Here is a 19,435-nt window from a genome sequence, read left to right as displayed (position 1 = left end):
TTTGTCGCCAGCTGGCTGGTCGAGGAGCAGACATGAAAAGGCACGAACGACGTTCACAAACGGACGCAAAACCCTTCGATGTACGCGACCGGCTGATACTGGCCCTTTACGCGCAGCTGAAGGCGGAGAGGCAGACGAGGGAAGCCATGGAATGGGTCATTCGCAATGGCGGCCTTTCCCCTGAAGTGCTGGAGGCCATGGCCTCCGACCCTGTGCCGGTCCTTGCGGAAGCGGACGTTCCTGCCATCGAGCGCATTCTTGCCGCAGACCGGAATGGCGGGCGCTCGTCGCGTAACGACAATCACGGGCGGGCGTCATGACCAGGAGGGCAAGCTGGAAAGGCCATTTGGTCTTTGGTGATTTGAATTGTGAAATCGGTCTTTATTCCGCGCTCACCTCGTCGGAGAAAATCTCGTTCAACATCGTCAACCGCAAGACGGGGCACCGCGTGGAGCGGCAATATGTGGATAGTGATACCGGCGAGGCGGTCGAACGGGACGAGCAGGTCAAGGGCTACGAACGCGATAATGGCGATTACATCGTCATCGAGGGTGACGAAATCTCAAAGCTGATGCCGGAAAATGACAAGGTCATCCGCATCCGGCATTTCCTCCAGTGCGACGACATAGACAAGCTCTTCTTCGATAGGTCCTATTATCTAGCGCCGACACAGGAAGGTGGCGAGGAGGCGCTGACGCTTCTCGCCAGAGCGATGGAAGACGAAAATGTTGCTGCCCTCGGAGAGGCCGTGCTGTTCCGGCGTAACCGCGTGGTCCTCATCCGGCCGAGCGGCAGGGCGCTCGTCGCAACCACGCTGAACTTTGGTTACGAGGTTCGGGCAGAGAACACCGTCTTCAAATCCATCCCGGACATCGAGTTCGATGACGAAATGCTGGAACTTGCCGGTCATATCATCGAAACGCGGGCCGGCACCTTCGATCCCTCCGATTATAGCGACCGTTACAACGATGCCCTTGCGGAGCTGGTGAAAGCCAAGATTGAAGGCCGGGAAATCCGCAAGCGGGCGCCGCAGAAACATGACAATGTGATTGATCTCAAGGAGGCGCTTCGTCGCAGCGCAAGGGAAGACGCTGGAAAAAAAGCGAAGCCGTCAGGCCGCAAGACGTCGCGGAAAGCGAGCTGATCCATGGATTGCAGACCCATAACGCCAAAGGCAGCTTCGATAAGACCCTGAGCCCAAAAGGACGAAGGATAAGCCTGCTCAAGAAATTGAACGCGAGGAGAAGGCCGTGAACGACACCAGGCCGCCGCAGTCTGCCATCCAGTTCACTCACCCGGAGCGCCTCTACTGGCCGGATGACGGCGTGACGAAGGAAGGTCTTGCCGATTATTATGCCCAGGTCTGGAAGCAGATGGCGCCCTTCGTGGTCAACAGGCCGCTGGCGCTGCTGCGCTGCCCGGAGGGTATAGAAGGGCAGCGGTTTTTCCAGAAACACGCCTGGCGCGGCATCAACAAGGCCATAGAACAGATCAGGGATCCAAAGGACAAGGCCGGTGAGCCCCTGATCCGCATCACCGATTTTGACGGCATGATGGCGCTCGTGCAGTCTGCGGCGCTTGAAATCCACCCGTGGGGAGCGACCACCGCGAGCTGGGAAAAGCCGGATATGATCACCATGGATATAGATCCCGCCGAGGATGTCTCCTGGGAGAATGTGATAGAGGCGGCGCTCGAACTGAAGCGGCGTTTTGAAGCGGCGGGTCTGGCAGCTTTCGTCAAGACATCAGGCGGCAAGGGGCTTCATGTAGTTGCCCCGCTGAAGCCGCAGGCGGGCTGGACGGCAGTCAAGGCATTTGCCAAAGCCATGGCCGCAGAGATGTCGAAGGCCGAGCCGGACAGGTATCTCTCGGTCGCAACCAAGGCAAAACGCAAAGGCCGGATTTTCATCGACTATCTGCGCAACGGTCGCGGCAATACCGCGGTGGCGCCTTATTCGACCCGGGCGCGGCCGGGTGCGGCGGTCTCCGCCCCCCTCGAATGGTCCGAACTCACGGCCGATATCGGTCCTGCCCACTTCACGGTCAACAATATCGGGGCACGTCTTTCCGCACTGAAGAATGATCCCTGGGAGGGCTTTTTTGCCGCCGCGGAGGTTTTGCCGAAAAAGGCGCGCTAAGACCGCGTCTCAGCGCTTCTTTTCGGCCGCGATGCTTTTCTTCAAAGCGTCCATGATGTTGATGACGTTGCCGCCGGTTCGGGCCTTGGTGCCGGCCTTCTTGTTCGAGGCGGGCGCTTCATTGCCTTTGCTCTTGAGCAGCGACTTGATCTTTTTCTGGATCGGGTCCTGAACCAACGTCGGTTTCCACTCCGTCATCTGGCTGGAAATGCGTTTTTCCATGGCCTGCAGCAGCGGCTTTTCAAGTTTCATCTTCGGATCGAGAGCGTCGATGCTTTCGCGCACCTCCTCGCCGTAGTGCAATGTCCACAGGATGATGCCCTTGCCGGAAGGTTCCAGCAGCACGGCCCGTTCCCGCCGGTAGAGCACAAGCCGGGCAATGCCGAAAACGCCGTTTGCCGTCATGGCCTCGCGAATGACGCTGAAGGCTTCGGCGCCTATCTTGTCTTCCGGGCGAAGAAAGTGCGGTCGGTCGTACCAGATCCAGTCTATGGAGCCTTTTGGCACGAAGGTCTTGATATCGATGGTGCGGGTACTTTCGAGCGCTACGGCATCGATCTCGTCATCCTCGAGCAGCACATAATCGTCCTCGCCACGGGGAAAACCCTTCACCTGGTCTTTCGCCGCAACGGGGCGATGGGTGACGCTGTCGACATAACGGCTTTCGACGCGATTGCCGGTCTTGCGATTGAGAACGTGGAAGCGGTATTTGTTGCCTTCTGTCGTTGCAGGTGTCACCGATACGGAAGCCGTCACCAGCGACAGCTTCAGATAACCCTTCCAGAAAACCTGACGTGCCATTTCCCGCGATCCGCTTGCCCGTTGATCTCCCGGATCAAACAGCCACGGTGTGGTTTTTGTTCCGGGAGGGGCCGATGGAGCAGGGAGTCAGCCGAACAGCGATGTCAGCCAGTAAACGGAAGCGGAAATCAGTGCCGCGGCCGGCATGGTCACGATCCAGGCGATGACGATGTTGCCGGCCAGTCCCCAACGCACCGCGGAGACGCGCCGTGCGGCCCCGACGCCGACGATGGCACCGGTGATGGTATGCGTGGTGGAGACCGGGATGCCGAGCCACGTGGCGCCGAACAGTGTCAATGCGCCGCCGGTTTCAGCGCAGAAACCTTGCATCGGGTTGAGCCGCGTGATCTTTGAACCCATCGTATGCACGATGCGCCAGCCGCCGAACAAGGTGCCGAGCGCCATGGCAGACTGGCAGGAAATCACCACCCAGAAAGGCACGTAGAAACTCTCCCCGAGATGTCCCTGGCTGAACAGCAGCACGGCGATGATGCCCATGGTCTTCTGCGCGTCATTGCCGCCATGGCCCAGCGAATATAGCGAGGCGGAGATGAACTGCATGACGCGGAAGGTGCGATCGACTGCAAAGGGCGTCTGCCGCACGAAAAGCCACGATACCGCAAGCACCAGAAGCAGCGCGAGGAAAAAGCCGATTGCCGGTGACAGGAAGATTGCGCCGACTGTCTTCAGCAGCCCCGACCAGACGATGGAATTGAAGCCGACCTTTGCCAGACCTGCGCCAACGAGGCCGCCGATCAAGGCGTGCGACGAACTGGAGGGGATGCCGAAAATCCAGGTGACGATGTTCCAGACGATCGCGCCGATCAGCGCCGCGAAAATCACCTGCGGAGATACGATGGCCGGATCGATGATGCCGGTGCCGAGCGTTTCCGCCACATGCAGGCCGAAGAAGAGGAAGGCAATGAAATTGAAGAAGGCAGCCCACGCAACGGCATATTGCGGCCGCAACACCCGGGTGGAAACGATCGTCGCAATGGAATTTGCGGCGTCGTGAAGACCGTTCAGAAAATCGAAGAACAGTGCAATGGCGATCAGGCCGACAAGCAGCGGCAGTGCAAGTGCGACATCCATCAGACGTTCTCGATAACGATGCCGCTGATCTCGTTGGCCACATCCTCGAAGCGGTCAACCACCTTTTCGAGTTCGCCGTAGATCTCGCTGCCGATCATGTAGGCCATGGCATTGCCGGCGGCGCCATGGCGGCGGAACAGGTCTTTCAGTCCCTGGTCGTGCAGGTCGTCGGAGCGCCCCTCGACGCGGGTGATCTCTTCGGCGATCGATGACAGGCGCTGGGCATTGGTGCCGACCTTTTCGAGAAGCGGAATGGCCTCTGCGATCAGGCTAGCCGCGCGCACGATCTCATGGCCCATCTCCTTCATCAGCGGGTCGAATTCGCTCTGCTCGAAGAGACGGATGGTTTTGACCGTTTTGTGCATCATGTCGATGGCGTCATCCATGGACTGGATAAGGTCCTTGATATCGCCGCGGTCGAAAGGCGTAATGAAACTGCGTCGCACCGCAAGTAACACGTCGCGGGTGATGTCGTCCCCGTGATGTTCGAGGGCAACGATGAGATCGCAGTTTTTTTCGACATCGACGCCGCTCAACAGGCTGTCCAGGGCTTCGGCCGCTTTGATGACGGTTTCGGAATGTTTGCTGAACAGGTCGAAGAAACGATCCTCGCGCGGCATCAGTTTGCGGAAAAAGCTCATCATGCGAATTGGCCCTCAGTGGCGCTTTTAATGTTGTGGGGGGTAATTGTCATAAAACTGTCATAAATGCACGCGGGGCATTGATGCAACCCGGAAAATCAGCACTATCAACGGATATGAAATCGACGAAAAAAAGCCGGAAATCCCGCCCGGCCCGCCCCCTGACATTGCTTCAGCAGCTTGCTGCGGTTCCGGAAAAGCTCTTCACAGGCGCTTTCAGGCAGCAATATGCTGCGCTGTGCTTTAGATATGGCGGGGGCGATGACAATGTCGAAATCCTGCTCGTTACCTCACGCACCAGCGGTCGCTGGATCATTCCGCGCGGCTGGCCGATGAAGCGCAAGAAGCCCCATGAGGCCGCGGCAATTGAGGCTTGGGAGGAGGCCGGTGTTCGTGGCCGGGTCAGAAAGGAAGCGGTCGGCCGCTATACCTATCTCAAGATGCTCGATGATGGCGAAGTCGTGCCCTGCGTCGTGGACGTGTTTCAGATCGAGGTGACGGGCGCGGAAACCAAATTCAAGGAGCGTGGCGAGCGCCTGGTGGAATGGGTTCGCCCGGACGAGGCCGCAAGAAGGGTCAGGGATATCGAGCTGAAATCGCTGCTGGTCGATTTCAGGCCAAAGGGCAAACGGAAGGGCCCGCAAGGCCGAAGTGCATGAAGACCTGAGATCGTAGCCATCAGGATGTGAGGCCGAGCTTCTGAAGACCACAATCTCGGACGATCTCCGAAATATGAGCGAACTGCGCCGAAAGCGGGTTACTCTTCCGCCACACGATACCGATGGTGCGGGACGGTCGCGGTTCCGCCAGACGGAAGACCGAGACCGTGGACTGCCTTGTCTCCATGTCGACGGCCATTTGTGGAATGAGTGTGACGCCGATGCCGGCGCCGACCATTTGCACCAGGGTAGATAGTGAGCTGCCCTCCATCAGCACGCGGGGCGGCGCATTCGTGGTGCTGCAGAAGGATAGCGCCTGATTGCGGAAACAGTGGCCTTCCTCCAGAAGCAGCAGGCGCATTTCGCCGAGCTTGTCGGCGCTCGGCACGGGCATGCCCGCATCCTCCATCGGCCGCACCAGGATGAATTCCTCGGAAAACAGCGGGATTTCCTCCAGCGACGGTTCCGAGACGGGGAGGGCGACGATGGCCATGTCCAGTCGGGCCTCCAGAAGGTCTTCGATGAGCTTCTGTGTCACCGCCTCGCGCGGGCGTGCTTCCAGTCCGGGATAATGCCGGGTGAGCGTCTTGATGACCTGCGGCAGGAGATAGGGGGCAACGGTCGGAATGACGCCGATGCGCAGGCGGCCGCTGAGCGGCCCGTGCCGAGCCCGCGCCAGATCCTGCAGCTCATCGACCGATTGAAGGATCGCGCGGGTGCGGTCGGCAAACTCCTCGCCAAGAGCGGTCAACCTGATCTGCCGGTTGCCTCTTTCGACCAGCGGTGCGCCGATCAGTTCTTCCAGTTCACGGATCTGGAGCGAAAGGGCGGGCTGCGAAATGGCGCAGGCCTCGGCAGCACGCCCGAAATGGCCGATCTTGGCCAGAGCGTCGAAATAACGGAGATGTTTCATGGAGAGCGCAATCATAAGCTCAGCATATCGCCCCCTTTAGAATATACAATTGGAAATTATGGAACCCGCCTGCTAGTCATCGTCCTGACAGAAAGAGGCTGTAGCTGTGAAAGGCCGTCGGTGTCGCTGCGGTTGGCAGTAACCCGTTGCGAACGCTGATTCATACCGCTGCCCGTGTCGAACTTATTTTGTTTAATTGCTAAACCCATCGGAGGGCGAAATGGACGCAACTTCAAAACCGGCTGGCAAATGTCCCGTCATGCACGGAGGCAATACGGCTTCCGGCAAATCGGTGACCGACTGGTGGCCGAACGCGCTGAACCTCGATATTCTTCATCAGCACGACACCAAGACCAATCCGCTTGGCACCTCCTTCAACTATCGCGACGCGCTGAAGACGCTTGATGTCGAGGCCCTCAAGGCCGATCTTCGGGCCCTGATGACCGACAGCCAGGACTGGTGGCCGGCTGACTGGGGCAGCTATGTGGGTATGATGGCCCGTGTCACCTGGCATGCCGCCGGCTCTTATCGCGTAACGGACGGCCGCGGCGGCGCCAACACCGGCAACCAGCGTTTTGCGCCGCTGAATTCCTGGCCTGATAACGTCAACACCGACAAGGGCCGCCGCCTGCTGTGGCCAATCAAGAAGAAGTACGGCAACAAGATTTCCTGGGCAGACCTGATCGCGCTCGCGGGCACCATTGCCTACGACGTTGCAGGCCTGAAGACCTTCGGCTTCGCCTTCGGCCGTGAAGACATATGGGCTCCGGAAAAGGACACCTATTGGGGTGATGAAAAGGAATGGCTGGCGCCGAGCGACGGTCGTTACGGCGACGTGACAAAGCCGGAAACGCTGGAAAACCCGCTTGCCGCCGTGCAGATGGGTCTCATATACGTCAATCCCGAAGGCGTGAACGGCAAGTCCGATCCGCTGGCGACGGCCGCGCAGATGCGCGAGACCTTCGCGCGCATGGGCATGAACGACGAGGAAACCGTGGCGCTCACCGCCGGCGGCCACACGATCGGCAAGTCGCACGGCAATGGCAGCGCGGCCAATCTCAGCCCTGATCCCGAAGCCGCAGGCCCGGAATATCAGGGCCTCGGCTGGATCAACACCAAGGGCCGCGGCATCGGTCGTGATACGGTCGTCTCGGGTATTGAAGGCGCGTGGACGAGCCATCCGACCAAGTGGGACAATGGCTTCTTCGACATGCTGTTCAAGCATGAGTGGACGTTGACGCACAGCCCCGCCGGTGCATCGCAATGGGCGCCGATCACCATTGCCGAAGAAGACAAGCCTGTTGACGTCGAGGATGCCTCGATCCGCACCATCCCGATGATGACCGATGCCGACATGGCACTGAAGGTCGATCCGATCTACCGTGAGATTTCGCTAAAGTTCAAGGATGATCAGGATCATTTCTCCGAAGTCTTCGCCCGCGCCTGGTTCAAGCTGACGCACCGTGACATGGGGCCGAAATCCCGGTATTTCGGACCGGACGTTCCCGCAGAAGACCTGATCTGGCAGGACCCGGTGCCTGAAGGCTCCACGAGCTACAATGTGGCTGCCGTACAGGCCAAGATCGCCGCTTCGGGTCTTCCGGTCGCAGATCTGGTTGCCACCGCCTGGGACAGTGCCCGCACCTTCCGCGGTTCGGACAAGCGCGGCGGCGCCAATGGTGCACGTATCCGTCTTGCCCCGCAGAAGGATTGGGAAGGCAACGAGCCCGCCCGTCTTTCCCATGTGCTTTCGGTTCTCGAGCCGATTGCCCGTGAAACCGGTGCGAGCATCGCGGATGTCATCGTTCTGGCCGGCAATTACGGCGTGGAACAGGCCGCGAAAGCGGCTGGCTTCGATATCGCCGTGCCGTTTGCACCGGGCCGCGGCGACGCTTCCGCCGAGCAGACGGATGCTGACAGCTTCGCTCCGCTCGAGCCGCTGGCGGATGGTTTCCGCAACTGGATCAAGAAGGGCTATGTTGTCAGCCCCGAAGAACTGCTGCTGGACCGCGCCCAGCTTCTCGGCCTGACTGCGCCGGAACTGACAGTGCTGATCGGCGGCCTGCGCGTCATCGGCGCCAATTATGGCGGTGCGGCACATGGCGTGTTCACTGACAAGCCCGGCGCCCTGACGACCGACTTCTTCACGACGCTGACGGATATGGCCTATTCCTGGGTCCCGACCGGCAACAATCTCTATGAGATTCGTGACCGCAGGACTGGCGTGGCACGATACTCCGCCACTCGTGTCGATCTCGTGATCGGCTCGAACTCGATCCTGCGTGCCTATGCGGAAGTCTACGCACAGGACGACAACAGGGAAAAATTCGTCCGCGACTTCATCGCCGCCTGGACGAAGGTGATGAACGCGGACCGTTTCGATCTTCTGTAACGAGCCTGTTTGCCATTAAGAAGCGCCTCCCTGAGTGATCGGGGAGGCGCTTTTGTTTTCGACTTCTCGTAGATCGGCTTGGCGCCCTCACACGCGTTGCGCAACTGTGCTGGACGCGGCGGCGGCTCACCGACGGTCGGAAGACGGCACCGGACGCTCCGGGGATGATTTCTCCGCCCCTTGCGACGGCGTTCTGCCGCTCTTTTCATTCTCGTGGGCATCCGGTCCGGCGACGATGACGCCGCGGCCCTGTTCCTCGCGCTTCTTCTCTGCGAAGTCGCCGGGTTCCTTGTTGCGGTCCATGAATAATCTCCCTCGTTTGGTTCCTGTCAGGAATTCAACGGTCGTCCCGGGCAGAGGTTCCAGCCATTTGGGGGGAGAATGTTTCTATTCATAATGATCTTTGCTATTAACATGAATAGATAAGTCATGTTATGGCGGCGTGCAGGGTGATCGCCACGACTACCCTGTGCCACGTTTGTTTCCACGCCTCGGCCTCGGCTCGACAACCGGACGGTAATTGCATTGGGTTTCTGGCATTCCATGACCTGGTACACGGAAGGGATCAGCGTCACCGCGCCGGTCAAGTGGCGCCAGTTCGACGGGCTGGTCAGCGCTTTCTGGGAGGCGGAGAGCCAAGTGGGGGCGAAAGGGTATTATCTCGCCGCCGATCCGCGCATCATGATTTTCTTCAACGACGTCTCGTCACGGATCCGCATATCAAATCGCGACGGCGAGCTTTCGCAGCATTCGCGGCCGATGACGCGGGCGGTTTACGTGCCGGCAGGCGTGCCCATGTGGACGGGCAGCAACGCCACGCATCGTTTTTCCCATCTCAACCTGCATATTCACAAGGACCGGCTCCTGCGCTTCCTGTCCCCGGCGGTCGGCGGTTCGGCGGCCATGACCGCGTTACGCCGTCCGGTCGAGATACAGGATATCGGCGGAGTGGAAACCTTGGCGCGCCTGATGGTGGATGAACTGGCCGAGCCGCAGAAACATCCGCTTTATGCCGAAAGCCTCGTCGGCAGTATTGTTGCCGGCTTGCTGGATATTCCCGAACCAACGCCCGAGCAGGCCAATGGCAGGCTGACGCAGGCGCAAATGAACCGGTTACTCGCCCGCGTGGAAAAGCGCGGTGATGACCGCATGACGGTCGCCGAGATGGCCGATATTGTCGGGCTGTCGGAAAGCTGGTTCGCCACGGTGTTTCGCCAGACAACCGGCAAAACACCTCTGCAATGGCAACTTGAGCGGCGTATCGATGCCGCACAGAAACTTCTGCTGGAAGGCGATCTGACGGTGGCCGATATTGCTGCCCAGCTCGGTTTTTCCGATCAGGCTCATCTCACCAAGGCTTTCCGTCAGTCCGTGGGTAACACGCCCGCTGCCTGGCGACGTCTGCACAGGCTGCTTTGAAAAGGCGGGATTTGCGTCCTGATGCGTAGGCCGTGGTGGGCGACCGCCTGTTTGAATCTCGGGCAAGCCAGAGCATGACATCGTGCATCTGGAAATATCCACAATATATTGAAATTTTGTGGATATCTTACATCACCATGTCTTGCGCAGGGTAACCGAAAACGCCCTGCCTGGATTGTAGAAGTCTGCTCCGAACCCGCCATAAGAAACGTGTTTTTCGTTGAAAAGGTTGGAGACATTGACATCCAGCGAGGCGGTTTCCTGGATCTTGTAGCTGAATGCCGCATCCACGGTCACACTGCTTCCGGTTTCGACCTTGTTGGCGTTGTCGAAATAATAGGCGCCGGTATAGCGGCCGCCGAGACCGAACGTCATGTCACCGAAATGGTCGTTGCCCGCAAGCGTATAGTTGACCCATAGTGAGGCCTGATGTTCGGGCACAAACTGCGGCCTGTTGCCGACATTGCCGCCAGTGCCGTTTTCGGTGATTTCCGCATCGAGATAGGAATAGGCTGCCGTCAGGCTGAGACTGTCTGTGACCTCAGCCTTGGCCTCGAGGTCGAGACCACGCACACGCACCTCGCCGATCGTTGTGGGCAGGCTGGTGATCGGGCTTGTGACGGTGATGTTGTTCTTTTTCAGATCGTAGATCGAGGCAGTGAAGAGAGCCGGGAAAGCGTCCGGCCGGTACTTCACGCCGAGTTCGATCTGTTCGCCGCGCTCCGGCTCGACGGTGAGACCGGAGGCGGGCACTACCGATTCAGCATAGCTGATATAGGGCGCGATCTCGTTGGTTATCTTGTAGGACACACCAATGCGCTTCGTGAGTTCGCTGATGTCGCCGCTCGCCGTCGTGCGGTTCAGCCGGTTTGTCTGGTCGGTGTCGATCCAGTCGTTTCTAAGGCCGGCGCTGATGGTGAGCCTGTCGAAGAAGGTCAGGTCCTGCTGCAGATAGAGCGCTCTTGTCTTCTGGTCCGTCAGGGAGTCCGCATAGAGCGGCACGGAAGAGGGCGCGCCGGTATAGATCGGGTTCATCCAGTTGATGCTCGGTGCAGCGCCAAAGTAGCTTTTGCTGCCGGAGGTGTAGTCATTGTAGAAAACACCGACCAGGCTGCGGCTTTCGACGTTGTCGAACCGCGTGTCATATTGCAGGCGCGTGTCGATCAGGAAGTTTTCGGTCTCGGTGTCGTTGCCGAAATACGAACGATTGGCGATGGTCGAACCGTTGGTCGGCGTCGACGATATATAGGCATAACCGAAGTCCGTATTCGCCTTGCTGTAGCGGGCGTTGGAACTCAGGGTCAGGCCGGATCCGAAATCGTGATCGAACATCACGCTCAGCGAGTTGCGGTTCGTGCCGCGATAGTTGTAGTCGGGTTCTCCGAAGAAGCGGCTCCGGTCGAAATGCGAGCCGACGGGATGGCCGCCGCCACCGGGAACGCCATCCTTGTTAAGATGGTCGTAAACGACAGTCAGGCTGGTGGCGTCGGTTGGACGCCAGGTAAGACCGCCCATGAAGAATTTCTCGTCGTCGCGGGAATAGTCATATTCCGCATCGGCGTTGCGAAGCTTGCCGGTCAGACGATAGGACAGAGTGTCGTCCCCGGTGATGTTGTCGCCGAAATCGAAGCCGGTCTCGGCGCGGCCATAAGAACCGCCGGTCACATATGCTTCGCCGAAGCGCGCATGTTTCGGCACTTTTGTGGCGTAATTTACCGAACCGCCGGGGTCCGAAACGCCGAAGGTGGTAGAATTGCCGCCCTTTAAGACTTCGACGCGCTCATAGGCATAGGTTTCTTCGCGTAGCGCGCCGAAGGGGCGGCCGAGCGTCAGGCCGTCGCGGTACATGTAAGCGTCGAAACCGCGAATCTTGAAATAGTCGAAACGGTCGTCGGAGCCGTAAAAATCCGTGGTGACGCCGGCGGTATACTGCAGTGCTTCTTCCACCGTCTGCACGCCGCGCTGCTGCATTTCCTTGGCGGTGATGACAGAGACAGAGGCAGGTGTGTCGAGAATATCGGTCGCCATCTTGCTGCCGCTCGTCGTGCGGGTGGCGACGATCGATTTCTGATCATTGTCGCCGCTGTCGATGGTGATGGTCTCCAGAACCGTGCTGCCGCCCGTGTTGGCAGCCTCCTGCGCCACGAGAAGGCCGGGCGTGGATGCGGCAAGCGCCGTGCAGGCCAGCAGCGCCGCTTTCCCGTGGAGACGTCGCGCGGTTTTGCGGTTTCTGCCTTGGATTTCGATATTCATTGGTAGGTTCCAGAAATTAATGCCCCGATCGCCGTTTCCACGGACCACTCTCAATGCGCCCAATAACTTGAGAAAGTTTGTCCGGTATTGTAGATTTTTGCGATTTTGTACAAAACCCCGGAAATTTCACCGCTGTTGCGGAAGCATTTCCTCACCGGACTTGACGGGGGCAATTGAAGCTGAGAATTCAAGTCCACTTTTGAACTTTGAAAGCCTCGCTCATGCCCCGCCTGTTTTGTGGTCTTCTACCGGTCTTCGTGTTTTTTCTGTCCGTGATCGCACAGAATACAGCTGTGGCGGAGGAGACGGCACCCTATCCCGTCATCATCAAACACGCGTTCGGCACGACGACGATTGCGAAGAAGCCCGAGCGGGTCGCTACCGTCGCCTTGGCCAATCATGAGGTGCCGCTGGCGCTCGGCATCGTGCCCGTCGGCTTTGCCACCGCCAACTTCGGCGATGATGACGGTGACGGGCTGCTGCCCTGGGTGGCGAAGCGGCTAGCCGAGCTCGACGCGCCAAAGCCTGTGCTGTTCGACGAGGGTGACGGCATCGATTTCGAGGCTGTGGCGGCAACGCAGCCGGATGTCATCCTCGCGGCCTATTCCGGCCTCAGCCAGTCGGATTACGACACGCTCAGCCAGATCGCGCCGGTGGTCGCTTATCCTGTCTCGCCATGGGCGACGGACTGGCGCGACATGATCCGGCTGAATAGCGCCGGTCTTGGAATGGCCGCAGAAGGGGAGGCGCTCATCAGGCGCATCGAGGGTGAAATAGCCGAGGTCGTTGCCGGCCACCCGCAACTGAAGGGCAAGTCGGCCATGTTTGTCACCCATCTCGACGCCACAAATCTCAGCGTTGTCAATTTCTATACGGCCAATGATACCAGAGTGAAGTTCTTCAAAGATCTTGGCCTTGCGTCCCCCAAAAGCGTCGCGGAGGCAACGAGGCCTGGGCAATTCGCTGCCGGTATCAGCGCCGAGCGCGTCGATGCCTTCGACGATGTCGATATCATCGTGACCTATGGTAGCGAGCCGCTGCTGAATGCCATGCGCGCTGATCCGCTTCTCGCCCGGATGCCCGCCGTCTCAAACGATGCTGTCGTTATGCTGGGGCGCGATCCGCTCGGCACGGCTTCTAATCCAACGCCTCTGTCGATTTCATGGGTGTTGAAGGACTATGCCGATCTTCTGGCAAGGGCCGCCGGTAAGTCCGGGAAATCACAGTGACAGTGTCCGGATCCGGCAAAGCGGCTGCCGTGCTTTTGGCCGGGCGCTCGAACCGCGTGCGGATGGCGTGGCTTGGCGCGGTGCTGGCGCTTCTCGGGCTGCTATGTGCGTTGTCGGTTGCCATCGGCACGCGTGAGGTCTCATTTGCGGATATTCTTGGTGGGGTGAGTGGCCGTGTCGAAACGGTTGCAGAAGCGACGGTTGCTGTGCGCCTGCCGCGCACCGTGCTTGCGCTTATAGCCGGTGCCGCGCTGGGGCTGGCCGGCGCGATCATGCAGGGGGTCACGCGCAATCCGCTTGCTGACCCCGGTATTCTCGGCGTGAACATGGGGGCGTCGCTTGCCGTTGTCATCGGCATCGTCTGGTTCGGCATCGCTTCGGCTCAGGCCTTCATCGTCACGGCAATTGCCGGGGCGGGGGCATCCGCGATCTTCGTTTATGTTGTCGGTTCGCTCGGGCGAGGCGGGGCCACGCCGCTGAAACTCGCACTTGCGGGTGCCGCCACCTCCGTCGCCTTCTCGTCGCTCGTCATCGCCGTGGTGTTGCCGCGTAGCGATATCGCCGGCGGCGTCCGCGCCTGGCAGGTCGGTGGTGTCGGCGGGGCGACCTTCGAACGTATCGAGACCGTGTTGCCCTTTCTGGCTGCCGGTTTCGTCGTAAGCCTGCTTTCGGCGCGGAAGTTGAATTCACTGGCGCTTGGCGACGAGCTGGCCGCCGGCCTTGGAGAAAACGTTGCCGTCGCCAGAGCCATGGCATCCTTCGGTGCCATTCTTCTGTGCGGCGCTGCCACCGCCATTTGCGGCCCGATCGGTTTTGTCGGTCTGGTGGTGCCTCACCTCTGCCGCTCGCTGGTCGGGGTGGACAATCGCTGGCTCCTCCCGTTTTCTGCACTTGGAGGCGCCTGCCTGCTGCTGGCCGCCGATGTTGTCGGCCGCATCGTCGCGCGGCCCTCCGAACTCGATGTCGGTATCGTCACGGCGCTGGTCGGCGCACCCTTTTTCATCTGGATCGTCAGACGGCAGAGGGTGCGTGAGCTGTGAGCATGTTTCCGTCAGTCGTCGAAACGCTGGGTTTCAACCGCCACCGTCGGCAGGGCCGGCGCCGTGTCGTCATCTTTTGCCTGCTGACGCTTCTCATCGCATCTTTTGGGCTTACGCTGACGCTCGGCCAATCATTCACCCCGCCCGGTCAGGTGATCCGCGTGCTGCTCGGCGAGGACATCGCCGGCGTCAGCTTCACCGTCGGACAATTGCGCCTGCCACGCGCGCTGCTGTCGGTGCTGGCGGGGCTGAGCTTCGGCCTTGGCGGCGTCGCCTTTCAGATCATGCTACGCAACCCGCTCGCCAGCCCCGACATTATCGGCATTAGCTCCGGCGCCAGCGCCGCCGCCGTCTTTGCCATCGTCGTATTGCAGATGAACGGACCGCTGGTCTCGGTTGTCGCCGTCGTCGCCGGCCTTGGCATCGCCCTGCTGGTCTATCTCCTCTCCTTCCGCAACGGCGTGGCCGGAACGCGTCTGATCCTTGTCGGCATCGGTGTTTCCGCCATGCTGGAAAGCATCATCGCCTATATTCTCTCCGTCGCGCCAGCCTGGACATTGCAGGAGGCGATGCGCTGGCTGACCGGCAGTGTCAATGGCGCCAAACTTGCCCAGACACTGCCGCTTGCCATCGCGCTGGTTTTCTTCGGCGGCCTGCTTCTCAGCCGTGCACGGGATCTCGAGACGCTCAGGCTCGGTGATGATGCCGCCGCGGCACTCGGCGTTCGGGTCGGGGCAACACGCATCATCGTCATCGTCGCAGCCGTTGGCATGATCGCCTTTGCTACGGCCGTCTCGGGGCCGATCGCCTTCGTTGCGTTCCTGTCCGGACCAATTGCAGCGCGTATCGTTGGCAGCAATGGATCGCTGCTCCTTCCCGCCGCACTGGTCGGTGCGGTGCTGGTGCTGGCGGGTGACTATTGCGGCCAGTTCCTGCTGCCCGGCCGTTACCCGGTCGGCGTCGTCACCGGTGCGCTCGGTGCGCCCTATCTGATTTATCTGATCGTGCGGGTCAACCGCAGCGGAGGCTCGTTATGACCGGCCACTCTCTTTCCCTAAGCAGGCTCTCGGCCGGCTATGGCGACAGCCTCGTCATAGAAGAGCTGGACCTCACCGTCCCGCGCGGGAAGATCACGGTTATCGTCGGCGCGAATGCCTGCGGCAAGTCCACTCTGCTACGCAGCATGTCGCGGCTCATCACACCGCGCGCCGGTCAGGTCCTGCTTGACGGCAAGTCGATCCATCGTCTGCCTTCCCGCGAACTGGCTCAGCGGATGGGTCTCCTGCCGCAATCGCCGATAGCGCCTGAAGGTATCGTGGTTGCGGATCTCGTCAGCCGTGGACGACATCCGCATCACGGCCTGTTCGCACGCTGGACACGTGAGGATGACGAAGCGGTTGCCGCAGCACTCGTCGCCACCGACACGGTCGAGCTTGCCGAACGGCCGGTGGATGAATTATCGGGCGGTCAGCGGCAACGCGTGTGGATCGCCATGGCGCTTGCCCAGCAGACCGACATATTGCTCTTGGATGAGCCGACCACCTTCCTCGATATCAGCCATCAGGTCGAGGTGCTGGACCTTCTCACAGACCTCAACCAGTCGCGTGAGACCACCATCGTCATGGTCTTGCACGATCTCAATCTCGCAGCCCGTTATGCCGATCATCTCGTCGCCATGAGCGAGGGAAAGATGCATGTCTTCGGCACGCCGGAAGACGTGTTGACGGAAGAAAATGTCCGCCACGTTTTTGGTATTGAAAGCCGTGTCATCACGGACCCGACGTCGGGCAAGCCGATGATGCTGCCTATCGGGCGGCATCGGACCGTGCAGGGGAAATAATAACGTATCTCTTTGAGATACGGTTTCGTTGACTTCTGCGCGTATCTATTTATGATACGAACATCAAGAGGCAGGCGATGATCCGTTCTTTCAAAAACAAGCTGACTGCTTCGATTGACGACGGATCTGTGAAGAAGGGATTTCCCTCCGATATGCTACGCCGCGCCCAGCAACTGCTCACAATCTTGGATGCGGCAAACACGGTTGAAGACCTTCGGTCACCGCCCGGTAATCGTTTGGAAAAGCTTTCCGGCGACCGTGAGGGCCAATATTCGATCCGGATCAACAAGCAGTGGCGCATCTGTTTCGTCTGGACGCAAGCAGGGCCGGAAAGCGTGGAAATAACCGACTATCACTAGTCGGTTATTCTCGTGGAGAGGCTCATGACAAATCGGCCAAGGAGGGCCAGCGAGCATGACAATCAGTAAATCGCCTCCGATCCATCCGGGCGAAATCCTGCGGGAACTCTATCTTGAGCCGCTGGGGATGTCGGCATACGCGCTCGCAAGGCACCTCAATGTTCCGCGCACCCGCATAGAACGGATTGCGGGAGAGAAACTTGGTATCACCGCGGACACCGCCTTGCGTCTGGCAAAGTTTTTCAAGACCACCCCGGAATATTGGCTGAACTTGCAGAACGCTTTTGACATTAAGGCGGCTGCAGCGAGGCTGGAAACGGACCTTGCGAATATCAAGGAACTGGAAGCCGCGTAGTTGTCAGCCTCCTGTCCCATCACGGCCAAGCCGCATAGGATGGCGGCGGCATGTTCTGCTTCTGCCTTGCCGTTCTTCTGAAACGGCCAGGAGAGATCCCCTCGTTGCGGGTGAAGAAGCGATTGAAGTAGCCGGGGTCCTGAAACCCCAGTCGAAACGCGATTTCAGCGACTTGCAGCGAAGAGTTCAGAAGAAGATCGCGCGCCTCTGACAGGAGTTCCCGGTGGATATAGGCCTGTGGCGAAAGCCCCGTGGCCTTGCGGACCGCGAATCCCAGTCGCTCGCGGGTAACGCCGAGATGGTGTGCATAATCTTCGACGGCCCATTGATCGTGCTTGTGCTGGCTCACCAGAAGGACGAAACGTTCGGTGAGGCCGCCCGGGGTGGAGACGGCGGCAGCAACATCGGCGATGGCGTGCTGACAGACCCGGACAAGGGTGACGCAGAGCAGGCTGGCGATGATCGTGTCGGAACCGGTCGCTGCGCGGACATTTTCGCTCGCGATTGTCTGGAGATAAGCCTCCAGTTCCTTTTGGTCTTGTTCTTCGGGTGTCTGTACCAGAATACGCTGCAGTATCGCGCGTACGGCGTTTGCGCTCGTGCCCGTCGGCATCGCGTGAGCCAGCCCGATTTCGGTGGTCGTCAACAGCGATCCGCGGCTTCCGGCGCTCAGTCTCACGCGGCCGGCCGGGCCTATGGGCAGCCAGATGAGCCCCGGCGAAGGGACATCCAGCCTCTTATCGCCCTGCGTGATCTCCGCTTCCCCGACAGAAAGCAAAAGCATGTGGGCGCTGTCTGCTTCCAGCCGGAATTCCGATACGCGCAGCGAGGAGGCGAAGGTGCGTGCCGTGATCTCCACGCGATTGGCGGCAAACTGGCTGTGCAGCGGCATTCAACCTCCAAAAGTGCAATAATGCACTACACTAGTGCATTTTATATGCAACTGTCATTGCTAAACTTCGATCTGCGCGTGGGGAGTCTTGAGGAGAAGGGCTGCCCGATCGAGCGCTTTGGGAGGAACATCATGAACAATTTGAAGCGCAGAACGCTGTTCTGCCTGCTCTCCGGTGCTGCCCTGTCTGCAGTGTCTTTCAGTCATGCCACTGCGCAGGACCGCACTTCCGTAAAGATTGGCTATGCTGTGTCAAAAAGCGGCGCCAATGCCACCGGCGCGGGTATCACGACCATTCCGAACTACAAATTATGGGTGAAGGAGGTCAACGATGCCGGCGGCCTCACGCTGCCCGATGGTAAGCGCTTGCCAGTTGATGTGGTCGAATATGACGACCGTTCCTCGGCCGAGGACGCGGTGCGGTTCACCGAGCGGCTGGCCAGCCAGGACAAGGTGGATTTCATCCTGCCGCCCTGGGGCACGGGGTTTAATCTGGCGGTTGCGCCGCTCTATGACCGTTTCGGTTATCCGCAGCTCGCGGTCACCGGCGTCACCGACAAGGCGCCCGATTTCGCCAAGCGCTGGAAGAAGAGCTTCTGGATGCTGGGCGGGGGGCACGACTATGCCGTTGCACTGGCCGATGTTTTGAAAGCCGCCCGCGAAGCAGGCCAGATCAATGACAAGGTGGCCGTGATATCTGTCGCGGACGGTTTCGGCATCGATCTCATCAAGGCCGCGCGACCCGCGCTGAAGGAAGCAGGTTTTACGCTTGCTTATGACAAGACCTATCCGGTCGGCACCTCGGATTTTGCCGCGCTTGTGAACGAGGCCGCGGCAAGCGGTGCGGACAGTTTCATCGCCTTCTCCTACCCGCCGGACAGTTTCGCGGTAACGAAGCAGGCGCAGACTGCACGATATAATCCGAAGGTGTTCTACGTCGGTGTCGGCGGTGCTTTCCCGATTTTCCCGAAGGTTTCCGATGGCAAGCAGGAAGGTGTCATCAGCATCGGCGGCGTCGATGGAAGCAGCGACAGGATCGAGGATTATTTCAAGCGTCACGAAGCCTTCATCGGCACCAAGCCGGACAGCTGGGCAAGCGCCATCACCTATGCGAGCCTCGAAATGCTGGCCCAGTCAATCCAGCGTGTCGGGCTCGACAGGGCAGCGGTGGCGGGCGAGCTTTCGACGGGAAGCTTCGACACCGTTATTGGCCCGGTCAAACTTGAAGACAACCAGCTTCGTCAGCTGTGGTGGGCGGGGCAATGGCAGGGCGAGCGTTTCGTCGCGATTGCGCCTGCGGAACGTCCAGGTGCGGCCAAGCCCCTTGTCCCGAAGCCGCAATGGTAAGCCCTTTCCGGCCGGGACCTGTGAACCCGGCCGGAAGGCTTCGGCCATGTTCCAGACTGGAGACA

General features: G+C 59.8%; 19 protein-coding genes and 1 pseudogene. 13 read left to right on the top strand and 7 right to left on the bottom strand.

What is annotated here, in order from left to right:
- The first annotated feature begins 32 nt into the window (after nucleotides 1-32).
- The 3 genes and pseudogenes from AGR2A_RS16055 to ligD all read left to right on the top strand — a co-directional run.
- On the top strand, nucleotides 33-320 hold the full coding sequence (locus AGR2A_RS16055; RefSeq protein WP_004444758.1) for a hypothetical protein: 288 nt from the start codon (nucleotides 33-35) through the stop codon (nucleotides 318-320).
- Nucleotides 317-1,144: a Ku protein gene (locus AGR2A_RS16050; RefSeq protein WP_034497990.1), complete on the top strand. Its 828-nt coding sequence runs from the start codon at nucleotides 317-319 to the stop codon at nucleotides 1,142-1,144. The genes AGR2A_RS16055 and AGR2A_RS16050 overlap by 4 nt, the downstream gene beginning before the upstream one ends.
- Before the next feature lie 64 nt (nucleotides 1,145-1,208).
- A pseudogene (gene ligD, locus AGR2A_RS16045) lies at nucleotides 1,209-2,138 on the top strand (non-homologous end-joining DNA ligase); the annotation flags it as partial.
- Nucleotides 2,139-2,147: 9 nt separating this feature from the next.
- Here the strand turns inward: ligD and AGR2A_RS16040 are convergent.
- From AGR2A_RS16040 to AGR2A_RS16030, 3 genes are all read right to left on the bottom strand, one after another.
- Entirely contained in the window at nucleotides 2,148-2,939 is a 792-nt protein-coding gene (locus tag AGR2A_RS16040) for a Ku protein (protein WP_080823159.1), read from the bottom strand.
- An 87-nt stretch (nucleotides 2,940-3,026) separates the two neighbouring features.
- Entirely contained in the window at nucleotides 3,027-4,031 is a 1,005-nt protein-coding gene (locus AGR2A_RS16035; RefSeq protein WP_080823158.1) for an inorganic phosphate transporter, read from the bottom strand.
- Nucleotides 4,031-4,675, bottom strand: a complete 645-nt coding sequence (locus AGR2A_RS16030; protein WP_080823157.1) for a DUF47 domain-containing protein — start codon at nucleotides 4,673-4,675, stop codon at nucleotides 4,031-4,033. The genes AGR2A_RS16035 and AGR2A_RS16030 overlap by 1 nt, the downstream gene beginning before the upstream one ends.
- A gap of 113 nt (nucleotides 4,676-4,788) precedes the next feature.
- Between AGR2A_RS16030 and AGR2A_RS16025 the strand changes: the two genes are divergently transcribed.
- A complete protein-coding gene (locus AGR2A_RS16025) occupies nucleotides 4,789-5,331 on the top strand; it encodes an NUDIX hydrolase (protein ID WP_022563806.1) in 543 nt (180 codons plus the stop codon).
- Nucleotides 5,332-5,350: 19 nt separating this feature from the next.
- On the opposite strand, the gene AGR2A_RS16020 is transcribed toward AGR2A_RS16025, so the two are convergent.
- Nucleotides 5,351-6,259, bottom strand: a complete 909-nt coding sequence (locus tag AGR2A_RS16020) for a hydrogen peroxide-inducible genes activator (protein ID WP_037092575.1) — start codon at nucleotides 6,257-6,259, stop codon at nucleotides 5,351-5,353.
- A gap of 205 nt (nucleotides 6,260-6,464) precedes the next feature.
- On the opposite strand from AGR2A_RS16020, the gene katG reads away from it, so the two are divergent.
- Entirely contained in the window at nucleotides 6,465-8,636 is a 2,172-nt protein-coding gene (gene katG / locus AGR2A_RS16015) for a catalase/peroxidase HPI (protein ID WP_080823156.1), read from the top strand.
- 126 nt (nucleotides 8,637-8,762) lie between these two features.
- On the opposite strand, the gene AGR2A_RS16010 is transcribed toward katG, so the two are convergent.
- The gene (locus AGR2A_RS16010) at nucleotides 8,763-8,939 is read right to left on the bottom strand and encodes a hypothetical protein (RefSeq protein ID WP_004444725.1); all 177 of its coding nucleotides are present in this window, start codon (nucleotides 8,937-8,939) and stop codon (nucleotides 8,763-8,765) included.
- Between the two features lie 222 nt (nucleotides 8,940-9,161).
- Between AGR2A_RS16010 and AGR2A_RS16005 the strand changes: the two genes are divergently transcribed.
- Nucleotides 9,162-10,055 (top strand): helix-turn-helix domain-containing protein, encoded by an 894-nt coding sequence (locus AGR2A_RS16005; protein WP_022563809.1) that lies wholly within the window; start codon nucleotides 9,162-9,164, stop codon nucleotides 10,053-10,055.
- A 132-nt stretch (nucleotides 10,056-10,187) separates the two neighbouring features.
- Here AGR2A_RS16005 and AGR2A_RS16000 read toward each other — a convergent pair whose 3' ends face one another.
- Nucleotides 10,188-12,308: a TonB-dependent siderophore receptor gene (locus AGR2A_RS16000; RefSeq protein WP_080823155.1), complete on the bottom strand. Its 2,121-nt coding sequence runs from the start codon at nucleotides 12,306-12,308 to the stop codon at nucleotides 10,188-10,190.
- A gap of 221 nt (nucleotides 12,309-12,529) precedes the next feature.
- On the opposite strand from AGR2A_RS16000, the gene AGR2A_RS15995 reads away from it, so the two are divergent.
- The 6 genes from AGR2A_RS15995 to AGR2A_RS15970 all read left to right on the top strand — a co-directional run bounded on the left by AGR2A_RS15995 (nucleotide 12,530) and on the right by AGR2A_RS15970 (nucleotide 17,131).
- Complete coding sequence (locus AGR2A_RS15995) at nucleotides 12,530-13,537, top strand: iron-siderophore ABC transporter substrate-binding protein (RefSeq protein ID WP_080823412.1); 1,008 nt, start codon at nucleotides 12,530-12,532, stop codon at nucleotides 13,535-13,537.
- 62 nt (nucleotides 13,538-13,599) lie between these two features.
- Nucleotides 13,600-14,577, top strand: a complete 978-nt coding sequence (locus AGR2A_RS15990; protein WP_435653675.1) for a FecCD family ABC transporter permease — start codon at nucleotides 13,600-13,602, stop codon at nucleotides 14,575-14,577.
- Between the two features lie 2 nt (nucleotides 14,578-14,579).
- Complete coding sequence (locus AGR2A_RS15985; RefSeq protein ID WP_080823153.1) at nucleotides 14,580-15,614, top strand: FecCD family ABC transporter permease; 1,035 nt, start codon at nucleotides 14,580-14,582, stop codon at nucleotides 15,612-15,614.
- On the top strand, nucleotides 15,611-16,417 hold the full coding sequence (locus AGR2A_RS15980; protein ID WP_080823152.1) for an ABC transporter ATP-binding protein: 807 nt from the start codon (nucleotides 15,611-15,613) through the stop codon (nucleotides 16,415-16,417). Before AGR2A_RS15985 ends, AGR2A_RS15980 begins: the two co-directional genes overlap by 4 nt.
- Before the next feature lie 77 nt (nucleotides 16,418-16,494).
- On the top strand, nucleotides 16,495-16,776 hold the full coding sequence (locus AGR2A_RS15975; protein ID WP_004444715.1) for a type II toxin-antitoxin system RelE/ParE family toxin: 282 nt from the start codon (nucleotides 16,495-16,497) through the stop codon (nucleotides 16,774-16,776).
- 55 nt (nucleotides 16,777-16,831) lie between these two features.
- Nucleotides 16,832-17,131 carry a HigA family addiction module antitoxin gene (locus AGR2A_RS15970; protein WP_004444714.1) on the top strand — a complete coding sequence of 100 codons (300 nt, stop codon included), beginning with the start codon at nucleotides 16,832-16,834 and terminating at the stop codon, nucleotides 17,129-17,131.
- A 19-nt stretch (nucleotides 17,132-17,150) separates the two neighbouring features.
- Here the strand turns inward: AGR2A_RS15970 and AGR2A_RS15965 are convergent, their stop codons facing one another.
- Nucleotides 17,151-18,023, bottom strand: coding sequence for a helix-turn-helix transcriptional regulator (locus AGR2A_RS15965; RefSeq protein ID WP_080823151.1), 873 nt, complete (start codon nucleotides 18,021-18,023; stop codon nucleotides 17,151-17,153).
- 132 nt (nucleotides 18,024-18,155) lie between these two features.
- Between AGR2A_RS15965 and AGR2A_RS15960 the strand changes: the two genes are divergently transcribed.
- Nucleotides 18,156-19,370 carry an amino acid ABC transporter substrate-binding protein gene (locus tag AGR2A_RS15960; protein WP_080823150.1) on the top strand — a complete coding sequence of 405 codons (1,215 nt, stop codon included), beginning with the start codon at nucleotides 18,156-18,158 and terminating at the stop codon, nucleotides 19,368-19,370.
- Nucleotides 19,371-19,435: the final 65 nt, after the last annotated feature.

The organism is Agrobacterium genomosp. 2 str. CFBP 5494 (assembly GCF_900013495.1).
Classification (GTDB): Bacteria; Pseudomonadota; Alphaproteobacteria; order Rhizobiales; family Rhizobiaceae; genus Agrobacterium; species Agrobacterium pusense.
The sequence above is the reverse complement of the archived record's forward strand: the minus strand, read 5'-3'. Positions and strand labels throughout refer to the sequence as shown.